Annotated in this window: 18 protein-coding genes; 3 read left to right on the plus strand and 15 right to left on the minus strand. The window is 72.6% G+C overall.

The window, feature by feature from the left end; all coding sequences use genetic code 11:
• Positions 1–193 precede the first annotated feature (193 nt).
• Together ACFYVJ_RS22135 and ACFYVJ_RS22140 are read left to right on the plus strand one after the other, a co-directional pair.
• Positions 194–1,048, plus strand: a complete 855-nt coding sequence (locus ACFYVJ_RS22135) for a peptidylprolyl isomerase (protein ID WP_388893940.1) — start codon at positions 194–196, stop codon at positions 1,046–1,048.
• A gap of 230 nt (positions 1,049–1,278) precedes the next feature.
• The gene (locus ACFYVJ_RS22140; protein ID WP_388893942.1) at positions 1,279–2,508 is read left to right on the plus strand and encodes a DUF349 domain-containing protein; all 1,230 of its coding nucleotides are present in this window, start codon (positions 1,279–1,281) and stop codon (positions 2,506–2,508) included.
• 93 nt (positions 2,509–2,601) lie between these two features.
• Here ACFYVJ_RS22140 and ACFYVJ_RS22145 read toward each other — a convergent pair whose 3' ends face one another.
• The 15 genes from ACFYVJ_RS22145 to pgsA all read right to left on the minus strand — a co-directional run bounded on the left by ACFYVJ_RS22145 (position 2,602) and on the right by pgsA (position 18,081).
• On the minus strand, positions 2,602–5,100 hold the full coding sequence (locus ACFYVJ_RS22145) for a RelA/SpoT family protein (RefSeq protein WP_388893944.1): 2,499 nt from the start codon (positions 5,098–5,100) through the stop codon (positions 2,602–2,604).
• A 171-nt stretch (positions 5,101–5,271) separates the two neighbouring features.
• On the minus strand, positions 5,272–5,820 hold the full coding sequence (locus ACFYVJ_RS22150) for an adenine phosphoribosyltransferase (protein ID WP_388893946.1): 549 nt from the start codon (positions 5,818–5,820) through the stop codon (positions 5,272–5,274).
• Positions 5,817–7,016 carry a protein translocase subunit SecF gene (secF, locus tag ACFYVJ_RS22155; RefSeq protein ID WP_388893948.1) on the minus strand — a complete coding sequence of 400 codons (1,200 nt, stop codon included), beginning with the start codon at positions 7,014–7,016 and terminating at the stop codon, positions 5,817–5,819. The genes ACFYVJ_RS22150 and secF overlap by 4 nt, the downstream gene beginning before the upstream one ends.
• Position 7,017: 1 nt before the next feature.
• The gene (secD, locus tag ACFYVJ_RS22160; protein WP_388893950.1) at positions 7,018–8,793 is read right to left on the minus strand and encodes a protein translocase subunit SecD; all 1,776 of its coding nucleotides are present in this window, start codon (positions 8,791–8,793) and stop codon (positions 7,018–7,020) included.
• A gap of 160 nt (positions 8,794–8,953) precedes the next feature.
• Entirely contained in the window at positions 8,954–9,457 is a 504-nt protein-coding gene (yajC, locus tag ACFYVJ_RS22165; RefSeq protein ID WP_388893952.1) for a preprotein translocase subunit YajC, read from the minus strand.
• A 233-nt stretch (positions 9,458–9,690) separates the two neighbouring features.
• Positions 9,691–10,734, minus strand: a complete 1,044-nt coding sequence (gene ruvB, locus ACFYVJ_RS22170; protein WP_388893954.1) for a Holliday junction branch migration DNA helicase RuvB — start codon at positions 10,732–10,734, stop codon at positions 9,691–9,693.
• A gap of 67 nt (positions 10,735–10,801) precedes the next feature.
• Positions 10,802–11,425, minus strand: coding sequence for a Holliday junction branch migration protein RuvA (gene ruvA / locus ACFYVJ_RS22175; RefSeq protein ID WP_388893956.1), 624 nt, complete (start codon positions 11,423–11,425; stop codon positions 10,802–10,804).
• Entirely contained in the window at positions 11,422–12,096 is a 675-nt protein-coding gene (gene ruvC / locus ACFYVJ_RS22180) for a crossover junction endodeoxyribonuclease RuvC (RefSeq protein ID WP_388893958.1), read from the minus strand. The genes ruvA and ruvC overlap by 4 nt, the downstream gene beginning before the upstream one ends.
• Before the next feature lie 123 nt (positions 12,097–12,219).
• Positions 12,220–12,972, minus strand: coding sequence for a YebC/PmpR family DNA-binding transcriptional regulator (locus tag ACFYVJ_RS22185; protein ID WP_388893960.1), 753 nt, complete (start codon positions 12,970–12,972; stop codon positions 12,220–12,222).
• A 71-nt stretch (positions 12,973–13,043) separates the two neighbouring features.
• Positions 13,044–13,637: a pyridoxal 5'-phosphate synthase glutaminase subunit PdxT gene (gene pdxT, locus ACFYVJ_RS22190; RefSeq protein ID WP_388893962.1), complete on the minus strand. Its 594-nt coding sequence runs from the start codon at positions 13,635–13,637 to the stop codon at positions 13,044–13,046.
• A gap of 11 nt (positions 13,638–13,648) precedes the next feature.
• Positions 13,649–14,569 (minus strand): pyridoxal 5'-phosphate synthase lyase subunit PdxS, encoded by a 921-nt coding sequence (gene pdxS, locus ACFYVJ_RS22195; protein ID WP_101425516.1) that lies wholly within the window; start codon positions 14,567–14,569, stop codon positions 13,649–13,651.
• A gap of 183 nt (positions 14,570–14,752) precedes the next feature.
• Positions 14,753–15,307: a hypothetical protein gene (locus tag ACFYVJ_RS22200; RefSeq protein WP_388893965.1), complete on the minus strand. Its 555-nt coding sequence runs from the start codon at positions 15,305–15,307 to the stop codon at positions 14,753–14,755.
• A gap of 1 nt (position 15,308) precedes the next feature.
• Positions 15,309–16,481 carry a glycosyltransferase family 4 protein gene (locus tag ACFYVJ_RS22205; RefSeq protein ID WP_388893967.1) on the minus strand — a complete coding sequence of 391 codons (1,173 nt, stop codon included), beginning with the start codon at positions 16,479–16,481 and terminating at the stop codon, positions 15,309–15,311.
• Positions 16,478–17,344 carry a phosphatidylinositol mannoside acyltransferase gene (locus tag ACFYVJ_RS22210; protein WP_388894269.1) on the minus strand — a complete coding sequence of 289 codons (867 nt, stop codon included), beginning with the start codon at positions 17,342–17,344 and terminating at the stop codon, positions 16,478–16,480. Before ACFYVJ_RS22210 ends, ACFYVJ_RS22205 begins: the two co-directional genes overlap by 4 nt.
• Positions 17,345–17,364: 20 nt before the next feature.
• Complete coding sequence (gene pgsA / locus ACFYVJ_RS22215) at positions 17,365–18,081, minus strand: phosphatidylinositol phosphate synthase (RefSeq protein WP_388893969.1); 717 nt, start codon at positions 18,079–18,081, stop codon at positions 17,365–17,367.
• A gap of 250 nt (positions 18,082–18,331) precedes the next feature.
• Here pgsA and ACFYVJ_RS22220 point away from each other — a divergent pair, with 250 nt between their 5' ends.
• Positions 18,332–20,530, plus strand: a complete 2,199-nt coding sequence (locus tag ACFYVJ_RS22220; protein ID WP_388893971.1) for an elongation factor G-like protein EF-G2 — start codon at positions 18,332–18,334, stop codon at positions 20,528–20,530.
• The last annotated feature ends 8 nt before the right edge of the window (positions 20,531–20,538 follow it).

Genomic DNA, 20,538 nt, shown 5'->3' on the forward strand with positions numbered 1-20,538 from the left:
GATCGTCCTTCACCTGTCGGATCTCGTCGGATGTGTGCCGCCGCCGGGAGCCGCGCGGCCGGCGGCGGCCCCGGAATTGCGGCCGTACCGAGACTACCGGCGCTCCTCATCCGGCAGCGAATCGATATACGGTACGGCACACGGAATTCCGGTCCACGAACGCGTGTGGCAGCGACGTGAAGGAGAAGACGCGGTGGTCAGCAGGGACCAGCGGAGGCGGCAGCTCGCCCGGGACAAGTACGAGCGGCAGCAGCGCAGGCGCGCCGACCGCAGAAAGCACAACCGCAAGCTCGCGGCGATCATCACCGCCCCACTGGTGGTGGTGATCACCGTCGTCGCGGTCGCGGCTTTCACCGGCTTCGGGTCGGACGACGACGACAAGAAGAAGGACGACGCCGCGGCGCCCAGCGCGAGCCCGGAGAAGGCCCACGACCCCTGCGGCAAGCCGGAGGACGGCAAGCCGTCGGACAAGACGTGGAAGAAGGAGCCGAAGCTCGACATCGACGACTCGGCGACCTACACGATGACGCTGTCGACCACCTGTGGCGACATCGGCATCGAGATGGACGCGGGCAAGGCACCGCACACGGTGAACAACATGCGCTTCCTCGCCGACGAGGGCTACCTCGACCACAGCCCGTGCCACCGGCTGACCGGTCAGGAGTCCGGCATCTTCGTGCTGCAGTGCGGCGACCCGGCCGGCACCGGCCAGGGCGGCCCCGGCTACACGATCCCGGACGAGAACCTCAAGGACAAGGCGGTCAAGGGCGGGACGTACCCCGCGGGCACCGTGGCGATGGCCAACACCGGTCAGAAGGACTCCGGCGGCAGCCAGTTCTTCCTCGTCTACCAGGACAGCCCGCTGCCCCCGAACTACACGCCGTTCGGTCAGCTCACCGACGAAGGCACGGCCACGGTCAAGACCATCGCCGAGGCCGGCGCGCAGCCGCAGGACCCGCAGACGGGCAACACCGCCCCGAACGCGACGGTGGTCATCGACAAGGCGACCGTCACCAAGGGCACCAAGGCGCAGGAGACCGACCGCTGAGCCACGGCCGGCGCCGCGTCGTTACGGGATTGGTCTCGCGCGGGATGCGGACAGCCGGCCCGCCGTTCGCCTATGTTGGCGTTGTGCAGGTGCGGGGGTGCCGGCGGCAGTCGCTTTCGCCCGCCGCCGGATCGGCCGGATCCGGTACCCCATCCCCTTTCCGGCCGCAGACAACTGTGGAAGACGCCGCCGGGCTGCCGGGCCCGCGGGGCGTCATGTGAGGAGGCGCTGTGAGCAGCGACCCATGGGGCCGGGTCGACGAGACGGGCACCGTGTACGTGCGTACCGCCGACGGCGAACGAGTCGTCGGCTCCTGGCAGGCGGGCTCGGCCGAGGAGGCGCTCGCCTACTTCAAGCGCAAGTACGAGGGCCTGGTCGTGGAGATCGGCCTCCTCGAGCGCCGGGTGCAGACGACCGACCTGTCCACGAAGGACGCCACCACCGCCATCGAGCACCTGCGCGCGCAGGTCACGGAGGCGCACGCGGTCGGTGACCTGGACGCGCTGACGGCGCGGCTCGACCGGCTGGTGGAGGCCGTCGGCGCCCGTCAGGAGGAGCGCAAGGCGGCCAAGCACAAGCACCAGCAGGAGGTGCGCGAGTCCAAGGAGGCGGTGGTCGCCGAGGCGGAGGAGCTGGCGCAGAGCGAGCAGTGGCGCGCGGCCGGCGAGCGGCTGCGGGAGCTGGTGGAGACCTGGAAGGGCCTGCCCCGGCTGGACCGCAGGAGCGACGACGAGCTGTGGCACCGCTTCAGCCACGCGCGCTCGGCGTTCTCCAAGCGCCGCAAGGCGCACTTCGCGTCGCTCGACGCCCAGCGCGAGGAGGCCAGGCGGCGCAAGGAGAAGCTGGTGGAGGAGGCGGAGGCGCTCTCCGGCTCCCGCGAGTGGGGGCCGACGGCCGCCCGCTACCGCGAGCTGATGGCGGACTGGAAGGCCGCCGGCCGCGCCCAGCGCGACCAGGAAGAGGACCTGTGGTCCCGCTTCCGCGGCGCGCAGGACGTCTTCTTCCAGGCCCGCAGCGAGGTCTTCGCCGAGCGCGACCACGAGCAGCGCGAGAACCTGACGCGCAAGGAGGAGCTGGTCGCGGAGGCGGAGAAGCTGCTGCCGGTCACCGACCTCAAGTCCGCCAGGGGCGCCTTCCGCTCGATCAACGAGCGGTGGGAGGCCATCGGGCACGTGCCGCGGGACGCGCGGACGAAGATCGAGGCCCGGATGCACGCCGTGGAGCGGTCCATCGGCGAGGCGGAGGAGGCCGAGTGGCGCCGTACGAACCCGGAGGCGCGGGCACGCGCCGAGGGCCTGACGGGGCAGTTGCAGGACGCCGTCGACAAGCTGCACCGGCAGATCGAGCAGGCGCGGACGCAGGGCAACACGGCCAAGGCCGACAAGCTGGCCCGTGAGCTGGAGGGCCGGCAGGCGCTGCTCGACCAGGCGCTCAAGGGCCTGCGGGAGTTCGGCGGCTGAGAGGGATCAGCCGGCTGACACCAGCCGGTACGTGACCGGGCCCCCGCCGTGCGGCGGGGGCCCGGTCACGTACGGGGACGGTGGCGGCGGTGCTCAGTTGTTCCGGGCGGAGGTGACGCGGTACACGTCGTAGACGCCCTCCACCTTCCGTACCGCCTTCAGTACGTGCCCCAGGTGTTTCGGGTCGCCCATCTCGAACGTGAAGCGCGAGGTGGCCACCCGGTCGCGGGAGGTCTGCACGGCGGCGGACAGGATGTTCACGTGCTGGTCGGACAGCACCCTGGTGACGTCGGAGAGCAACCGGGAGCGGTCCAGCGCCTCCACCTGGATGGCGACGAGGAAGACCGACGACTGCGTCGGCGCCCACTCCACCTCGATGATCCGCTCGGGCTGCTGCGACAGGGACTCGACGTTGACGCAGTCGGCACGGTGCACGGAGACGCCCTTGCCGCGGGTGACGAAGCCGATGATCGGGTCTCCGGGCACCGGCGTACAGCAGCGGGAGAGCTTGACCCACACGTCGTCGACGCCCTTGACGATCACGCCGGGGTCGTTGGCCGCGCGGCGCTTGCGGGCCTTGCCGGGCAGCGGCGGCGCCGTCTCCTCGATGTCCTCGGTGGCCGCCTCCTCGCCGCCGAGCGCCTGGACCAGCTTCTGCACCACGTTCTGCGCGGAGATGTGGCCCTCACCGATCGCCGCGTAGAGCGCGGAGATGTCGGGGTAGCGCATCTCGTGCGCGATGGTGACCAGCGAGTCGCCGGTGAAGATGCGCTGGATCGGCAGGTTCTGCTTGCGCATCGCCCGCGCGATGGCGTCCTTGCCCTGCTCGATCGCCTCGTCCCGGCGCTCCTTGGAGAACCAGGCGCGGATCTTGTTGCGCGCGCGGGGCGACTTGACGAAGTTCAGCCAGTCCCGGGAGGGGCCCGCGCCGGCCGCCTTGGAGGTGAACACCTCGACGGTGTCGCCGTTGTCGAGCGCGGACTCCAGCGGTACGAGCCGGCCGCCGACCCGCGCTCCTATGGTCTTGTGCCCGACCTCGGTGTGCACCGCGTACGCGAAGTCGACGGGCGTGGCGCCGGCGGGCAGCGCGATCACGTCGCCCTTGGGCGTGAACACGAAGACCTCGTTGCGGGAGAGGTCGAAGCGCAGCGCGTCCAGGAACTCGCCGGGGTCCTCGGTCTCCTTCTGCCAGTCGATCAACTGCCGCAGCCAGGCCATGTCGTTGACCTGCTCGGACTTGCTGCCCCTGCGGGTGCCGGCGCCCTGCTGGCGGGCGGCGCCGCCGGTCGCCTCCTGCTTGTACTTCCAGTGCGCGGCGATGCCGTACTCGGCGCGGCGGTGCATGTCGAACGTGCGGAGTTGCAGCTCGACGGGCTTGCCCTCGGGCCCGATGACCGTCGTGTGCAGCGACTGGTACATGTTGAACTTGGGCATCGCGATGTAGTCCTTGAACCGTCCGGGGACGGGGTTCCACCGCGCGTGGATGGTGCCCAGCGCCGCGTAGCAGTCGCGGACCGAGTCGACGAGGACGCGGATGCCCACCAGGTCGTAGATCTCGGCGAAGTCGCGGCCGCGCACGATCATCTTCTGGTAGACGCTGTAGTAGTGCTTCGGGCGGCCGGTGACGGTCGCCTTGATCCGGGCGCTGCGCAGGTCCTGCTGCACCTCGTCGATGACGACGGCCAGGTACTCGTCCCGCTTCGGGGCGCGCTCGGCGACCAGGCGGACGATCTCGTCGTACATCTTCGGGTAGAGGATCGCGAAGGCGAGGTCCTCCAGCTCCCACTTGATGGTGTTCATGCCCAGCCGGTGGGCCAGCGGGGCGTAGATCTCCAGCGTCTCTCGCGCCTTCTGCTCCTGCTTCTCGCGGCGCAGGTAGCGCATCGTGCGCATGTTGTGCAGCCGGTCGGCGAGCTTGATCACCAGGACCCGGGGGTCCTTGGCCATGGCGACGACCATCTTGCGTACGGTCTCCGCCTGCGCGGCCTCGCCGAACTTGACCTTGTCCAGCTTGGTGACGCCGTCGACCAGCAGCGTGACCTGGTCGCCGAAGTCGCGGCGCAGGTCTTCGAGCCCGTACTCGGTGTCCTCCACCGTGTCGTGCAGCAGCCCCGCCATCAGCGTGGCCGGGTCCATGCCCAGCTCGGCCAGGATCGTGGTGACGGCCAGCGGGTGGGTGATGTAGGGATCGCCGCTCTTGCGCTTCTGGCCGCGGTGCCAGCGCTCCGCGACCTGGTAGGCGCGCTCTATCTGGCGCAGCGTCGAGGTGTCGGCCTTCGGGTCGTTCCCGCGCACTATCCGCAGCAGCGGCTCCAGCACCGGGTTGTACGGGCTCTGCCGCTGCACGCCGAGGCGCGCCAGCCGGGCCCGCACACGGCTCGGGGAGCCGCCGCGGCCGGCCTGCCCGCCGCCGTGGCCGGAGGCGGGCTCGACGCGCGCCGGAGTGGCCGGCTGCGTCCCCCCCTCCGGCGGCGCGGTCCGGCGGCCCGAGCCGTTCTCGGCGGCCCGGGCGGGCAGCGGGCGGTCCGCCGCGCCGGACTGCCGCTGCTTCTCGGGCGGCGCCGCGGTGGACCGATGAGCCTCGTCTGGCAAGAGCACTCCTTGGCGGTGGACGGCCCGCGGGGAGATCCCCGGAACTGCCATGGTATCTGCCGTCGCGCCCCCACCACCCGGCAACCGCCTGACCAGGCCCCCGACCGGGCAGAACGCCGGCCGGGCGGCCTCTCCGGACGCGCCGGGGCCGGTGCGGGCCCCGGCGGCGGCTCAGACGGTGACGAGCGCGTCCAGCGGAGCCCCGGCGAGCGCCTGCTCGACGCGGGCCCGGCCGGCCAGGAAGCCCAGCTCCAGCAGCACGGCCACGCCGGTGACGGTGCCGCCGGCCCGCCGGATGAGCTGCACGGACGCCTCCGCGGTGCCGCCGGTGGCCAGCACGTCGTCGATGACGAGCACGCGGTCGCCGGGCTGCACGGCGTCGGCGTGTATCTCGATCTCCGCCGTACCGTACTCCAGGTCGTACGCCTGCCCGAGGGTGGCGCCCGGGAGCTTGCCCGCCTTGCGTACGGGCACGAAGCCGATCCCCGCGCGCACCGCGACAGGGGCGCCCAGGATGAAGCCGCGCGCCTCCAGGCCGACGACCTTCTGCGCACCCTGCTCCCGGCAGACCTCCGTCAGCGCGTCCGTGAGCACGGCGAACGCCTTGGCGTCGGCCAGCAGCGGGGTGATGTCCTTGAACATCACGCCCGGCTGCGGATAGTCCGGCACGTCCTGGATCCGGCTGAGCAGCAGCTCTCTGGTCCCCTGGGGCACGCTCACCGGCGCTTGCCTCCCGACCGGCCGCCGCGGCTGCCGGAGGGGCGGCCCCGGCCGCGCTGCCGGGACACCGGCTGCTGCCGGCGCCCTTCGCCGCGCGGGGGCCCGACGACGCCCTGGCCCGCGGGCTGCGGGGCGCGGGGGTCGTCCTCGGGGTCGTCGTCCTCGACGGCCGCGCCCGGGCCGTCCTCGTGCCCGCCAGGACCCTTCTCGCCGCGGGCGGCGGACCGGGCGTCGGAGGCGCGCCGGGCGGCGACCCGCTTGTTGTGGGCCTGTATGGCGGGGTCGCGCTCCTTGAAGTCGACCACCAGCGGGGTGGCAATGAAGATCGAGGAGTACGCACCGGCCGCGAGGCCGACGAACAGCGACAGCGCGATGTCGTTGAGCATGCCGCCGCCGAGCACGCCGCCGCCGATGAACAGCAGGCCGGCGACCGGCAGCAGGGCCACGACGGAGGTGTTGATGGACCGGACGAGCGTGCCGTTGAGGCTGCGGTTGGCCGCCTCGCGGTAGGTGAAGCCCGTCTGTTTGGTGATGTCCTTCGTGCTCTCCTTGAGCCCGTCGAAGACCACCACCGTGTCGTACAGCGAGTAACCGAGGATGGTCAGCAGGCCGATGACCGTGCCCGGGGTGACTTCGAAGCCGACGATCGTGTAGACGCCGACCGTGATCGTCAGGTCGTGGATCAGTGCGACGAGCGCCGCGAGCGCCATGCGCCACTCGAAGGCGATGGCGAGGTAGATCACCACCAGGACCATGAAGATCGCCAGGCCCTGCCACGCCTTGTTCGCGATCTGCTCGCCCCAACTGGGCCCGACGAGCTGGTCGTTGATGTCCTTGGCGTCGACGTTCAGCTCTTCGGCGAGCGCCGTCTTGACCTTGTCGGACTGCTGCGTCTCGATGCTGCTGACCTGGATACGGAGCTTCCCGCTGCCCAGCTCCTGGACGATCGCCTGGTGGCCCGAGGCTTCCTCGGCGACCTCCTGGGCCTGCGAGACCGAGGTCTCGGTCTTCGGGGTGGTGAAGACCGCACCGCCCTCGAACTCGATGCCCATGTTCAGGCCGCGGATGAAGAAGCCGGCCACCGCGATGATCGTGATGAGGATGGAGACGCCGTACCAGAGGAACCGCTTCGCGACGAAGTCGTAGCCGGCCTCACCGCGGTAGAGGCGGGCGCCGAGGGTGCCGAGGCGCGACATCTCAGACCTCCTTCGGGTTGACGGGACCGGCGGTGCGCGGGCGGCCGCGCAGCGGCGGCCTGGCTCCCAGCCGTTTGGGATCGAGCCCGGACCAGGGATGGCCGCTGGCGAAGAACCGCTTGCGGGCCAGGAGGGTCATGACCGGCTTGGTGAAGAGGAAGACCACGACGACGTCGAGGAGCGTGGTCAGGCCCAGGGTGAAGGCGAAGCCCTGCACCTTGCCGACGGTGACCGCGAAGAGCACCGCCGCGGCCAGGAAGGACACGAAGTCGGACACCAGGATGGTGCGCCGGGCCCGCGGCCAGCCGCGCTCCACCGCGGGGCGCAGCGTGCGTCCCTCGCGGATCTCGTCCCGGATGCGCTCGAAGTAGACGATGAACGAGTCCGCCGTGATGCCGATCGCCACGATCGCGCCGCAGACCGCCGGGAGGTTCAGCGCGAAGCCGATGCCGGGGCCGAGCAGGGCCATGATCGTGTACGTGAGGGCGGCGGAGACCATGAGGCTGACGACGGCCACCAGGGCCAGCCCGCGGTAGTACGCGACGAGGTAGATGATCACCAGCGCCAGGCCGACGGCACCGGCGATGAGGCCCGCCTCGAGCTGCTCGTTGCCGAGGGCCGGCGAAACGGTGGTGACCTCGGACTCCTCGAAGGACAGCGGCAGGGCACCGTACGACAGGACGTTGGCCAGTTCCTCGGCCGACTCCTGGTTGAAGCTGCCGGAGATCTGCGCCCGGCCGCCGGTGATCGACTCGTCGACGGAGGGCGCGGAGACGACCTCGCCGTCGAGCTCGATGGCGAACTGGTTGTTCGGCGGGGCCTGGCCGGCGAGGGTGCCGGTGACGTCGGCGAACTTGTCGGAGCCCTTGCCGTTGAACTCGAGCTGCACGATCCAGCCGGAGCCCGACTGGGCGTCGTAGGTGGCGGAGGCGTCGTCGACGTCCGTGCCCTCGACCTCGGCCGGGCCGAGCGCGTACTTGTACGCGCCCTCGCTGTCGCACGCGACGACGGTGTCGGTCGGCTTGGCGTTCTCGCCGATCTTGGTGCGCTCCTCGACGTCGGAGCAGTCGAGCGCGTCCAGCTTCTTCTGCACGTCGGCGGGGACCTGGCCGGTGGGCGCCTGCTCGGCCGGGGGCGTCTCGGCGGGCGGCGCCTGCGACTCGGACGGGCTGGGCGAGTCGTCGGCCTGGGCGAGGCCCTCGGACAGGGCGCGGCCCTGCTCGGTGGCGCCGTCGCTCGGGCCGGTGCCGTCGCTCGCCTCGTCGGAGGCGGTCTCGGACGGGGACGGCGAGGAGGAGGCGTCCTTGCCCTTGTCCTTCTCCTTGTCCCCGGACTCCGAGGCGCTGGGCGACGGCGACGGCGGCTCGTTCGCCTCGTACGACAGCACGGGGCGGAAGAAGAGCCGCGCGGTGGTGCCCACCTGCTCGCGCGCCGACTTCTGGTCGGTGCCCTTGGGGATGTTGACGATGATGTGCCGGTCGCCCTGGGTCTGGACCTCCGCCTCCTGCACCCCGAGGCCGTTGACACGGCGCTCGATGATGTTGACGGCGGTATCCATGTTGGTGGAGTTGATCGCGTTCTCGCTGCCCGGCTGGGACTTGGCCTCCAGCGTGATGCTGGTGCCGCCGGCGAGGTCGATGCCGAGACGCGGGGTGGTGTGCCCGGAGAGGAACATCCCACCGGTGAGCGCGGCGATCGCGGTCAGGATCAGCAGCAGGGAGCGCCAGGGCCTGCCGTGAGATCCCTGGGACCTGCGGCCCGTTTTGGGTGCTGCCACCTTCTCGATTCTCCTGTCCAGACACCGCGCGGCGGGGCTCGTCGCGCGATCACGAAGTGTAGCCCCGCGGTGCCGCGAGGCGAAAAGTGACCGGTCCCCCGTTCACCGCGGCCGGCGGCGCCTCCGCACCAGGTGCGGGGCCGCCGCCGAAGGGCCGCGGTCACTTCGCGGCGGAGCCGCCGTTCTTCTTTTCGTCCTCGTCGGTGGTGTCCGCTGCCCCGGCGTCGCCTTCGGCGTCGTCGGCCGCGTCCTTCTTGTCGAGGTCGATGCGGTCCGAGGTCTCCTTGCGGTCCTCGGCGTCCTCGTCACCGGCGTCGTCGGCGGACCCGGTCAGCGAGGAGGCGTCGTCGGGCGCCGAAATGTCCTCGTCGTCGAACTCCGGAGCGCCGTGCACGATGCGGTTGTATTCGGCGTCGTCGAGGACGGCGCCGATGGAGTTCTTCGCGTAGATCGCGTGTACTCCCGGGGCCACCTCCAGAAGGAGGGTGTCCTCGTGGACCTCCTTGACCGTGGCGTACATGCCGCCGATGGTCCGCACGCCGCTGCCCGGCTGCAATTGGTCCCGCATGTTCGTCATCTGGCGCTGCTTGTTCTTTGCCGAGCGGGTCATCAGGAACATCGCCCCGATGAGCACGATGAACGGCAAGAGAATCGTGATATCCACGGTGTCCGGGTTTCCTTCGTAGGACCGCGTTCGCCACGGCCTCGTTCTGGGGGGCGGGGGTGCCCTCCGGTTCCGGAAGGCGTCGGCGGAGTCTAAGCGAGTTCCGCCGTGTGAACAACGCCCAGCATGTCACCCGGGTTCCGTAACCGGCGACTCCCCGCGCCGCCGCGGTATCCGCGGGGGCACCCGCGCCGCCGGGCCCCCGGCACGCCGCGGCGGGCGCGCCGGGGCGCTCAGAACGCCGTCTGCTGCATGCCGCCGCCGGGCTGCGGGGGCGGGATGCCCAGGTGGGCCCAGGCCGCCGGGGTGGCGACGCGGCCGCGGGGCGTACGGGCCAGCAGCCCTTCGCGTACGAGGAAGGGCTCGGCGACCTCCTCGACGGTCTCCCGCTCCTCCCCCACCGCCACGGCCAGCGTGGACAGCCCGACGGGGCCGCCGGAGAAGAGCTTGAGCAGGGCGCCGAGCACGGCGCGGTCGAGGCGGTCGAGGCCGCGGCCGTCGACCTCGTAGACCTCCAGGCCGCGGGCGGCGATCTCGCGCGTGATCACGCCGTCGGCCTTGACCTGGGCGTAGTCCCGCACCCGGCGCAGCAGGCGGTTCGCGATGCGGGGGGTGCCGCGGGAGCGGCCGGCGATCTCGGCGGCGCCGGCGGCGTCCACGGAGACGTCGAGGAGGTGGGCGGAGCGGTGCAGGACGCGCTCCAGCTCGGCCGGCGAGTAGAACTCCATGTGCCCGGTGAAGCCGAAGCGGTCGCGCAGCGGCGGGGGCAGCAGCCCGGCCCGGGTGGTGGCGCCGACCAGGGTGAAGGGGGGCAGCTCCAGCGGGATGGCGGTGGCGCCCGGGCCCTTGCCGACGATGACGTCGACGCGCAGGTCCTCCATCGCCATGTAGAGCATCTCCTCGGCGGGGCGGGACATGCGGTGCAGCTCGTCGAGGAAGAGCACCTCGCCCTCCTGGAGGGAGGAGAGGATCGCGGCGAGGTCGCCCGCGTGCTGGATGGCGGGGCCCGAGGTGATGCGGATCGGGGCGGCCATCTCGGCGGCGACGATCATCGCGAGGGTGGTCTTGCCCAGCCCGGGGGCGCCGGAGAGCAGCACGTGGTCGGCGGCGCCGCCGCGCTGGCGGGCGGCGCGCAGCACCAGGTCGAGCTGCTCGCGCACCCGCTCCTGGCCGACGAACTCGGCCAGGTCCTTGGGGCGCAGCGCCGTCTCCACCGCCCGGTCGTCGGCGCCGGCGGCCGAGTCCACCAGCCGCGGGTCGGCGTCCTCCCAGGTCATCGTGGATCCGTCCGTCGTGGTTCGGTTGCTGTCGAGGTTCGCCGTACGCGCCCGGGGCCGGGCGCCGTCATCGGGCGCGGTTCAGGGTCTGCAGGGCGGCGCGCAGCAACTGCGGCAGGGGCGGGGGCGCGGCGCCGTTCTCCTCCGCCTGCGGGGCGACGGCGGCGACGGCCTCGTCGGCCTCGCGCGGCGCGTACCCCAGGCCGGTGAGGGCGGCGTGCAACTGCTCGCGCCAGCCGGCGGCCGCGGCGGCGCCGGCCTGCCTGCCGACGAGGCCGCTGCTGCCCAGCGGCTCGCCGAGCCGGTCCTTCAGCTCCAGCAGCAGCTTCTGCGCGCCCTTCTTGCCGATGCCGGGGACGGCGGTCAGCGTCTTCTCGTCACCGGTGGAGACGGCGAGGCGGAGCGCGTCCGGGCGGTGCACGGCGAGCATGGCCTGGGCCAGCCGGGGGCCGACGCCGCTGGCGGTCTGCAGCAGCTCGAAGACCTGGCGCTCGTCGTCGTCGGCGAAGCCGTAGAGGGTGAGGGAGTCCTCCCGGACGACGAGGGAGGTGGCCAGCCGGGCGTCGTTGCCGACGCGCAGCGTGGACAGGGTGTCGGGCGTGCACTGCACGGCCATGCCGATGCCGCCGACCTCGATGACCGCGGCGTCGGGGGCGAGGGCGGCCACGGGGCCGCTGACGAAGGCGATCATGCGGGGTCTCTCCGGATCTCGCGGTCCCGGGTCTCCGGGCGGTCCTGGCCCGCGCGGCCCGCGCGCGGGGCGCCCTGGCCGGCGGCGCTCCGGTCGGCCGGGCGAGCGGTGCGCCGCACGCCGGGGGCGGCGGCGCGGGCGGCCGTCGCCGCGCGCGGGGCTGCGCCCGCGGCCCGCGCGCGCAGCAGGCGGTCCTGGGCGGGGGCGCGCCACAGGTGGCAGATGGCCAGCGCCAGGGCGTCGGCGGCGTCGGCCGGCTTGGGCGGGGCGTCGAGCCGCAGCAGCCGGGTGACCATGGCGCCCACCTGCGCCTTGTCGGCGCGGCCGGAGCCGGTGACGGCGGCCTTGACCTCGCTGGGGGTGTGCAGCGCGACGGGCAGGCCGCGGCGGGCGGCGCAGAGGATGGCGACGGCGCTGGCCTGGGCGGTGCCCATCACGGTGCGTACGTTGTGCTGGCTGAAGACCCGCTCGACGGCGACGGCCTCGGGCCGCTGCGCGTCCAGCCACTCCTCGATGCCGCGCTCGATGAGCAGCAGCCGCTCGGGGGTCGGGGCGTCGGACGGGGTGCGTACGACCCCGACGGCGACCATCCGCAGCGCCCGGCCCGCCGCTCCGTCCACGACGCCCACACCGCACCGCGTGAGCCCCGGGTCCACTCCGAGCACCCGCACCGGCCGCCCCCTCTCGTCTGCCCGCGTACGTGTGTGCAGGCTACCGGCCGGCACCGACAGCGCGGCCGAAGGGCCCGCCGGATGTCGCCATCCTGCGGGCCCCTCACGGTGTGCGCGTACGGCTCAGGCGGTGGCCTTCTCCATGACCTCGTCGGAGACGTCGAAGTTGGCGAAGACGTTCTGGACGTCGTCGCTGTCCTCCAGGGCGTCGATGAGCCGGAAGATCTTGCGGGCGCCCTCCTCGTCCAGCTCCACCTGCATGGTGGGGACGAAGTTGGCCTCGGCCGAGTCGTAGTCGATCCCGGCGTCCTGCAGCGCGGTGCGGACCGCGACCATGTCGCCGGCCTCGCTGAGCACCTCGAAGGACTCGCCCAGGTCGTTGACCTCCTCGGCGCCGGCGTCCAGCACCGCGCCCAGCACGTCGTCCTCACCCAGCTCGCCCTTGGGGACGATCACCACGCCCTTGCGGTTGAACAGGTACGACACGGAGCCGGGGTCGGCCATCGAGCCGCCGTTGCGCGTCATGGCGACGCGGACGTCGGAGGCGGCGCGGTTGCGGTTGTCCGTCAGGCACTCGATGAGCACGGCCACGCCGTTGGGGCCGTAGCCCTCGTACATGATCGTCTCGTACTCGGCGCCGCCCGCTTCGAGACCGGCGCCGCGCTTGACGGCGCTGTCGATGTTCTTGTTCGGGACGGACTGCTTCTTGGCCTTCTGGATCGCGTCGTACAGCGTGGGATTTCCGTCGGGGTCGGCTCCCCCCTGCCGCGCCGCGACCTCGACGTTCTTGATCAGCTTGGCGAAGAGCTTTCCTCGCTTGGCATCGATCACGGCCTTCTTGTGCTTGGTGGTTGCCCACTTAGAGTGGCCGGACACAGCCCCGCTCCATTCCGCGTTCCGCGCATTCGACTAACCGGCAACGAACTCGTCGATCCTACCGGTGCCGGTCAGGCGGCCCGGCGCACCATATCCGCGAAGAGGGCGTGCACGCGGTGGTCGCCGGTGAGTTCGGGATGGAACGACGTCGCCAGCAGCGGACCCTGCCGGACGGCGACGGGATGCCCGCCGGCCTCCGCCAGCCGCTCCACCCGGGCGCCGGTGGACTCCACCCACGGCGCCCGGATGAACACGCCGTGCACCGGGCCGCCGGGGACGCCGGCCACTTCCAGCGGCACCTCGAACGACTCGTTCTGCCGGCCGAAGGCGTTGCGGCGCACGATCATGTCGATGCCGCCGACGGTCTCCTGCCCGGAGCGCGGGTCGAGGATCTTGTCCGCCAGCATGATCATGCCGGCGCAGGAGCCGTACGCGGGCATCCCCGACCGCACCCGCTCGCGCAGCGGCTCCAGCAGCCCGAAGGCGACCGCGAGCTTGGACATCGTGGTGGACTCGCCACCGGGGATGACCAGGCCGGAGACCTCCGCCAGCTCCGCCGGCCTGCGGACCGGCACGGCGTGCGCACCGGCCGCTTCCAGGGCGGCCAGGTGCTCGCGTACGTCGCCCTGGAGGGCGAGGACGCCGATGGCGGGGGCGGTGCCCATGGCTGCCGACCTCACCAGCCCCGGCCGGCGTAGCGCTCGGCGTCGTCCAGGGTGTCGAGGTTGATGCCGACCATGGCCTCGCCGAGGTTGCGGGAGGCGTCCGCGACGACCTTCGGGTCGTCGTAGAAGGTGGTGGCCTTGACGATGGCGGCGGCGCGCTTGGCCGGGTCGCCGGACTTGAAGATGCCGGAGCCGACGAAGACGCCCTCGGCACCGAGCTGGCGCATCAGCGCCGCGTCGGCGGGGGTGGCGACGCCGCCCGCGGAGAAGAGCACGACGGGCAGCTTGCCGAGCTTCGCGACCTCGGCGACGACCTCGTACGGGGCCCGCAGCTCCTTGGCGGCGGCGTACAGCTCGTGGCTGTCCAGGCCGCGCAGGGCGCCGATCTCGTTCTTGATCTGGCGCAGGTGGCGGACGGCCTCGACCACGTTCCCGGTGCCGGCCTCGCCCTTGGAGCGGATCATGGCGGCGCCCTCGGCGATCCGGCGCAGGGCCTCGCCGAGGTTGGTGGCACCGCAGACGAAGGGGGTGGTGAAGGCCCACTTGTCGGAGTGGTTGACCTCGTCGGCGGGGGTGAGCACCTCGGACTCGTCGATGTAGTCGACGCCGAGCGCCTGGAGGATCTGGGCCTCCACGAAGTGGCCGATGCGGGACTTGGCCATCACGGGGATGGAGACGGCCTCGATGATGCCCTCGATCATGTCGGGGTCCGACATGCGCGCCACGCCGCCGTCCTTGCGGATGTCGGCGGGCACCCGCTCCAGGGCCATCACCGCGACGGCGCCCGCGTCCTCGGCGATCTTCGCCTGCTCGGGCGTGACGACGTCCATGATCACGCCGCCCTTGAGCTGCTCGGCCATGCCGCGCTTGACGCGTGCGGTGCCGGTCTCGGGGGCCGACGACTGGGGGGCGGAGCTGGGCGTGCTGGACACGGTGGAACCTCGCTCGGTGATGGGTGCGGTGTGGATGTGTGGGTGGCGTACGGTGCGCTGCTTCCATCGTAAACACGTTCGGACGCCGGGCCCGAACGCGCGCCACCGTCAAGGAAACCCCAGGCGGGAGGGGTCGGGAAAGAGCCAATCGGCAAGCTGTGGCCGCCCGGCGGGCGGCGGGGGTCAGCTCGCGGGGGCGCGGTCGGTCAGCGCCGGCGGCGGCTCGTCGTCCATCTCGACCGCCAGCGGGAACGGCGCGTGCCCGGCCAGCCGGAACCAGCGCACCTTGCGGTGCCGGCGCAGCGCCCGCGCCGCCCGTACCGCGTCGTTGTGGAAGCGCCTCGCCATCGGCACCCGCCGCGCGGCCTCCGCCAGCTCGTGTACGGCCTCCTCGCCGCCCGGCGCCCCGCGCACCGCCTCCACCTGCTCCGGCGCCTCGAAGACCGCCCGCAGCGCCTGGCTCAGCTCGCTCTCGGCGACCTCGCGCTGGTCCTCCTCCGCCTGCCGGGCGGCGTGCGCGGCTTCGTAGAGCACGATCGAGGCGGCCGGGTCGAGCACGCCGCTGGTGGCCAGCTCCTGCGCCACCGAGGCGCGGCGCAGCAGTTGGGCGTCGAGGGCCGCCTTGGCGGCGTCGATGCGGGTGTGCAGCCGGTCGAGCCGGCCGGCGGTCCAGCTCAGGTAGACGCCGATCAGGCAGAGCCCGACGGCGACGAGCAGCAGGGTCAGGGCGGTCGACACGTCATGCCTCCCGGTCGCGGGTGGGGCCGAAGCGGGCCGCCCAGCGGCCGGCGCGCTCGTCCTCCGCCACCGACGCGGCGCCCTGGGTCACCGTCTCGTACACCGCCAGGATGTCCGCGCCGACCGTCGACCAGTCGAAGCGCTGTACGTGCCGGCTGCCGCGCTCGCGCAGCTCGGCCCTGCGGGCGTCGTCCAGCAGCAGCCCGGCCGCCCGCTCGGCCAGGTCCCCGGCGTCCCCGCGGGCGAACACCTCGCCCGCCGTGCCGCCGTCCAGCACCTGCACGAAGGCGTCGAGGTCGGCGGCGAGCACGGGCGCGCCCGCGGACATCGCCTCGACGAGGATGATGCCGAACGACTCGCCCCCGGTGTTCGGCGCGACGTACAGGTCGACGCTGCGCAGCAGCCGCGCCTTGTCCTCGTCGCTGACCATGCCGAGGAACCGCACCCGCTCGCGCACCTCGGGCGCCAGGTGCCCGGCGACCTCGGCCGGGTCACCGCGCCCGGCGACCAGCAGGCGGGCGTCCGGCACCCGCTCCAGGATCCGCGGGAACGCCTCCATCAGCACCGGCAGACCCTTGCGCGGCTCGTCGATCCGGCCGATGAAGCCCAGCGTGCGGCCCTGCCACTCGGCCTTGGGCCCGGCCCCCTCGAAGAAGGAGACGTCGACGCCGTTGGGGATGACGACGGCGTCGCCGCCCAGGTGCTCGACCAGGGTGCGGCGCGCGTACTCGCTGACCGCGATGCGCGCGCTGATCTTCTCCAGCGCGGACTGCAGGATCGGGTACGCGGCGATCATGCCGCGCGAGCGCGGGCTCGACATGTGGAACGTGGCCACGATCGGCCCCTTCGCCGCCCAGACGGCCAGCAGGGCGAGCGACGGCGCGGCCGGCTCGTGGATGTGCAGCACGTCGAAGTCGCCGTCGCGCACCCAGCGGCGCACCCGGGCGGCGGACAGGAAGCCGAAGTTGATGCGCGCCACGGATCCGTTGTACGGCACGGGGACGGCGCGGCCGGCCCCCACGACGTACTCGGGCAGCGGGGTGTCGTCGTCCGCGGGCGCGAGGACGGAGACCTCGTGGCCGGCGGCGCGCAGGTGCTCGGCCAGGTCCCGGACGTGGAACTGCACCCCGCCGGGCGCCTCCCAGGAGTACGGGCAGACGATCCCGACCCTCACCGCGACTCCAGGTCCGCCAGCCAGAAGCGCTGCAGCATGTGCCAGTCCTCCGGGTGCTCGGCGATGCCGGCGGCGAAGTCGTCGGCCATCGCCTGCGTCATCACGGCGGTCTTCTCGGCGCGGGTGCCGGTCGCGGGCACCTCGACGGGCGCGTGCACCCTCCCTTGCAGGACGGGAGAGTCGTCGTACCAGAGCGTGACGGGCAGCAGCAGCGCGCCGGTCTGCTGGGCGAGCAGCGCGGGTCCCGCGGGCATCCGGGCGGCGGAGCCGAAGAAGTCCACCTCGACGCCGGTGGCCGACAGGTCGCGGTCGGCGACCAGGCACACGAGACCGCCGCCGCGCAGCCGTCTGGCGAGGGTGCCGTAGGCGCTCGCGCCGCCGTGCGCGAGCACCTCCATGCCCAGGCTCTCGCGGTACGCGACGAAGCGGTCGTACAGCGACTCCGGCTTCAGCCGCTCCTGCACGGTGGTGAAGGGGACCCCCAGCTTGGTGGTGACCCAGGCGCCCGCCAGGTCCCAGTTGCCCATGTGCGGCAGCGCGAGGATCACGCCGGTGTCCCCGGCGAGGCCGTCCTCGAGGAAGTGCACGTCCCGGGGGTCGAAGCCGTCGCGGACGCGCTGCTTGCTCCAGGCCGGCAGCCGGAAGGACTCCATCCAGTAGCGCATGTACGAGCGCATGCCGGCCCGGCTGAGCGCGGCCAGCCGCTCGGGCCCGGCGTCCGGGACGACGCGGGCGAGGTTCGACGTCAGCCGCCGTACGCCCTTGCCGTCGCGGCGCCAGGCGGTGTCGGCGATGCGCCTGCCGAGGGCGTTGGCGGCGGGCTCGGGCAGCCGTTTCACGGCGGCCCAGCCCAGGCCGTACATCCCGTCGGTCAGGCGCTCCTTCACGCGCTCTCCTGGTCCGCCGACGCGGCCTCGGCCTCCGGGGGCGGGCCGCCGCGCGGCGCGGGCGGCGGCAGCGGGTCGGCGGCGTCCTTCTCCGCGGCTTCCCGGTGCACGGTCACCATCCGCTGGAAGAGCGTGACGGCGCTGCCCGCGGCGACCGCCCACAGCGCGATGGGCAGCAGGAGGTCGATGTGGGGGATGCCGAAGGTGCGCTCCATGCCCGCGAAGCCGGCGAGCACCAGCGTGATCACCAGCCGGTCGGCGCGCTCCATCAGGCCGTTGACCTTCACCGCCAGCCCGATGCTCTCGCCGCGGGCCTTCGTGTACGAGACGACCTGGCCGCCGGCGAGGCAGAAGATCGCCACCGCGCACAGCACGAGGTCGTCGCCGCCGCCCGCGTACCAGAGGGCGATGCCGCCGAAGACGGCGGAGTCCGCGGCCCGGTCGAGCGTCGAGTCCAGGAACGCGCCCCAGCGGCTGGAGCGGCCCGACTGGCGGGCCATGGTGCCGTCGATCAGGTCGGAGAAGACGAAGAGGGTGATGATCACCGTGCCCCAGAAGAACTCCCCGCGCGGGAAGAAGGCCAAGGCGCCCGCCATCACCCCGAGGGTGCCCACGAAGGTGACGGTGTCCGGGCTCACGCCACGACGCAGCAGCATCGCGGCGATCGGTGCGAAGACACGCGTGAAGATCGCACGCGCGTACTTGTTCAGCATGGCCGTCCCAGGGTCGCCGGTCGGCGGGCCCCCGCGGCTGGCCGGGGGACTCGTCGGTGGAAGTCGCTCAAGGTAGCGCAGCCATCGTAGCCAGCGCCCCGGCGGGGGCGCGCGGGCCGTAGGCCCCTGACCGGCGGCCCGTACGCACGTCCGGCCGGTGGCCGGTTCCGAAGCCGTCCGTGCTATGGACGGGGTCTGACCGCGGTGCAAAGCTCGAATGCACCGCACGTGTCAGACGGAGGCGAGACACATGGGTGACAAGGCAAACGCACACCCCGGAGCCGCCGGCAGGGCAGCGGCGGCCGCCCGGCCCTCCGACATTCGGAACGTGGCGCTGGTCGGCCATAGCGGATCCGGCAAGACGACGCTGGTGGAGGCGCTGGCGCTGACCACGAAGGCGCTCACCCGGGCCGGCCGGGTCGAGGACGGCGGCTGCGTATCCGACTACGACGAGATCGAACAGCGCCAGCAACGCTCGGTGCAGCTCTCGCTGGTCCCGGTGGAATGGGACGGCATCAAGATCAATCTGCTGGACACCCCCGGCTACGCGGACTTCGTCGGGGAGCTACGGGCCGGTCTGCGCGCCGCGGACGCGGCCCTCTTCGTCGTCTCGGCCGCGGACGGCGTGGACGGCGCGACCCGGATGCTGTGGGACGAGTGCGCGGCGGTCGGGATGCCGCGGGCGATCGTCGTCACGCATCTGGACGCCGCCAGAGCCGACTTCGACCAGATGACGGAGACCTGCCGGGAGGCGTTCGGCGGCGACGACCCCGACGCCGTGCTGCCGCTGTACCTGCCGCTGCTCGGCGAGCAGGCCGCGGACGGCCACGCGCCCGTGCACGGGCTGATCGGCCTGCTCACGCAGCGCGTCTTCGACTACACCTCCGGCGCCCGCGAGGACAGACCGCCTCGCGAGGAGGAGCTGCCGCTGATCGAGGAGGCGCGCAACCGGCTCATCGAGGGCATCATCTCCGAGAGCGAGGACGAGTCCCTCATGGACCGCTACCTCGGCGGCGAGGACGTCGAGGTCAAGACGCTCGTGCAGGACCTGGAGAAGGCGGTCGCGCGCGGGGTGTTCCACCCGGTGCTGGCCGCGGCGCCCGCCGCCGAGGGCGGCACGCAGGGGCTCGGCACGGTCGAGCTGCTGGAGCTGATCACCGGCGGCTTCCCCACCCCGCCGGAGCGCCGGATCCCCGACGTGACCAGCGTGCGCGGCGAGGAGCGCGCGGAACTGGCCTGCGACCCGGCAGGGCCGCTGGCCGCCGAGGTGGTCAGGACGTCCTCGGACCCGTACATCGGCAGGCTCTCGCTGCTGCGCGTCTTCTCCGGCACCCTGCGCCCCGACCAGACGGTGCACGTCTCGGGGCACGGCATGGAGGACCGCGGCCACGAGGACCACGACACCGACGAGCGGATCGGCTCGCTGACCGCCCCGTTCGGCAAGCTCCAGCGCCCGCTGGACGCGGCCATCGCCGGCGACATCGCCTGCGTGGGCAAGCTGAACGGCGCGGAGACCGGTGACACGGTCTCGGCCAAGGACGAGCCGCTGCTGATGGCGCCGTGGGTGATGCCCGACCCGCTGCTGCCGGTGGCCATCGAGGCGCACACCAAGCAGGACGAGGACAAGCTGTCGCAGGGCCTGGCGCGGCTGTGCGCGGAGGATCCGACCATGCGGCTGGAACAGAACTCCTCGACGCGGCAGTTGGTGCTCTGGTGCCTGGGCGAGGCGCACCGCGACGTGGCGCTGGAGCGGCTGCGCACGCGGTACGGCGTGCAGGTCGACTCGGTGGACCACAAGGTGTCGCTGCGCGAGACGTTCTCCGGCCGGTCGGCGGCGCGCGGGCGGCACGTCAAGCAGTCCGGCGGCCACGGGCAGTACGCCATCTGCGAGATCGAGGTCGAGCCGCTGCCGGAGGGCTCGGGCATCGAGTTCGTGGACAAGGTGATCGGCGGCGCGGTGCCGCGGCAGTTCATCCCGTCGGTGGAGAAGGGCGTACGCGGCCAGGCGGTCAAAGGCGTGGCCACCGGCTATCCGCTGGTCGACGTGCGGATCACGCTCGTCGACGGCAAGGCGCACTCGGTGGACTCCTCCGACGCCGCGTTCCAGACGGCGGGCGCGCTGGCGCTGCGGGAGGCCGCGGCGCAGGTGCAGATCCACCTGCTGGAGCCGGTCGCCGAGATCGGCGTGCTCGTCGCGGACGAGTACGTGGGCCCGGTGATGAGCGACCTGTCCGGGCGGCGCGGCCGGGTGGTCGGCACCGAGCAGGCCGGCGGCGGCCGGACGCTGGTGCGCGCGGAGGTGCCGGAGTTCGAGATCGGCAGGTACGCGGTGGATCTCCGCTCCCTGTCGCACGGCACGGGCCGCTTCGACCGCTCGTACGCCAGACACGAGCCGATGCCGCAGCAGTTGGCGGCGAAGATCCGTGATCGGCAGGCTGGCGAAGGTTGACCGCGGCT

Origin of the sequence: Streptomyces sp. NPDC004134, from assembly GCF_042874195.1 — a bacterium.
Classification (GTDB): domain Bacteria; phylum Actinomycetota; class Actinomycetes; order Streptomycetales; family Streptomycetaceae; genus Streptomyces.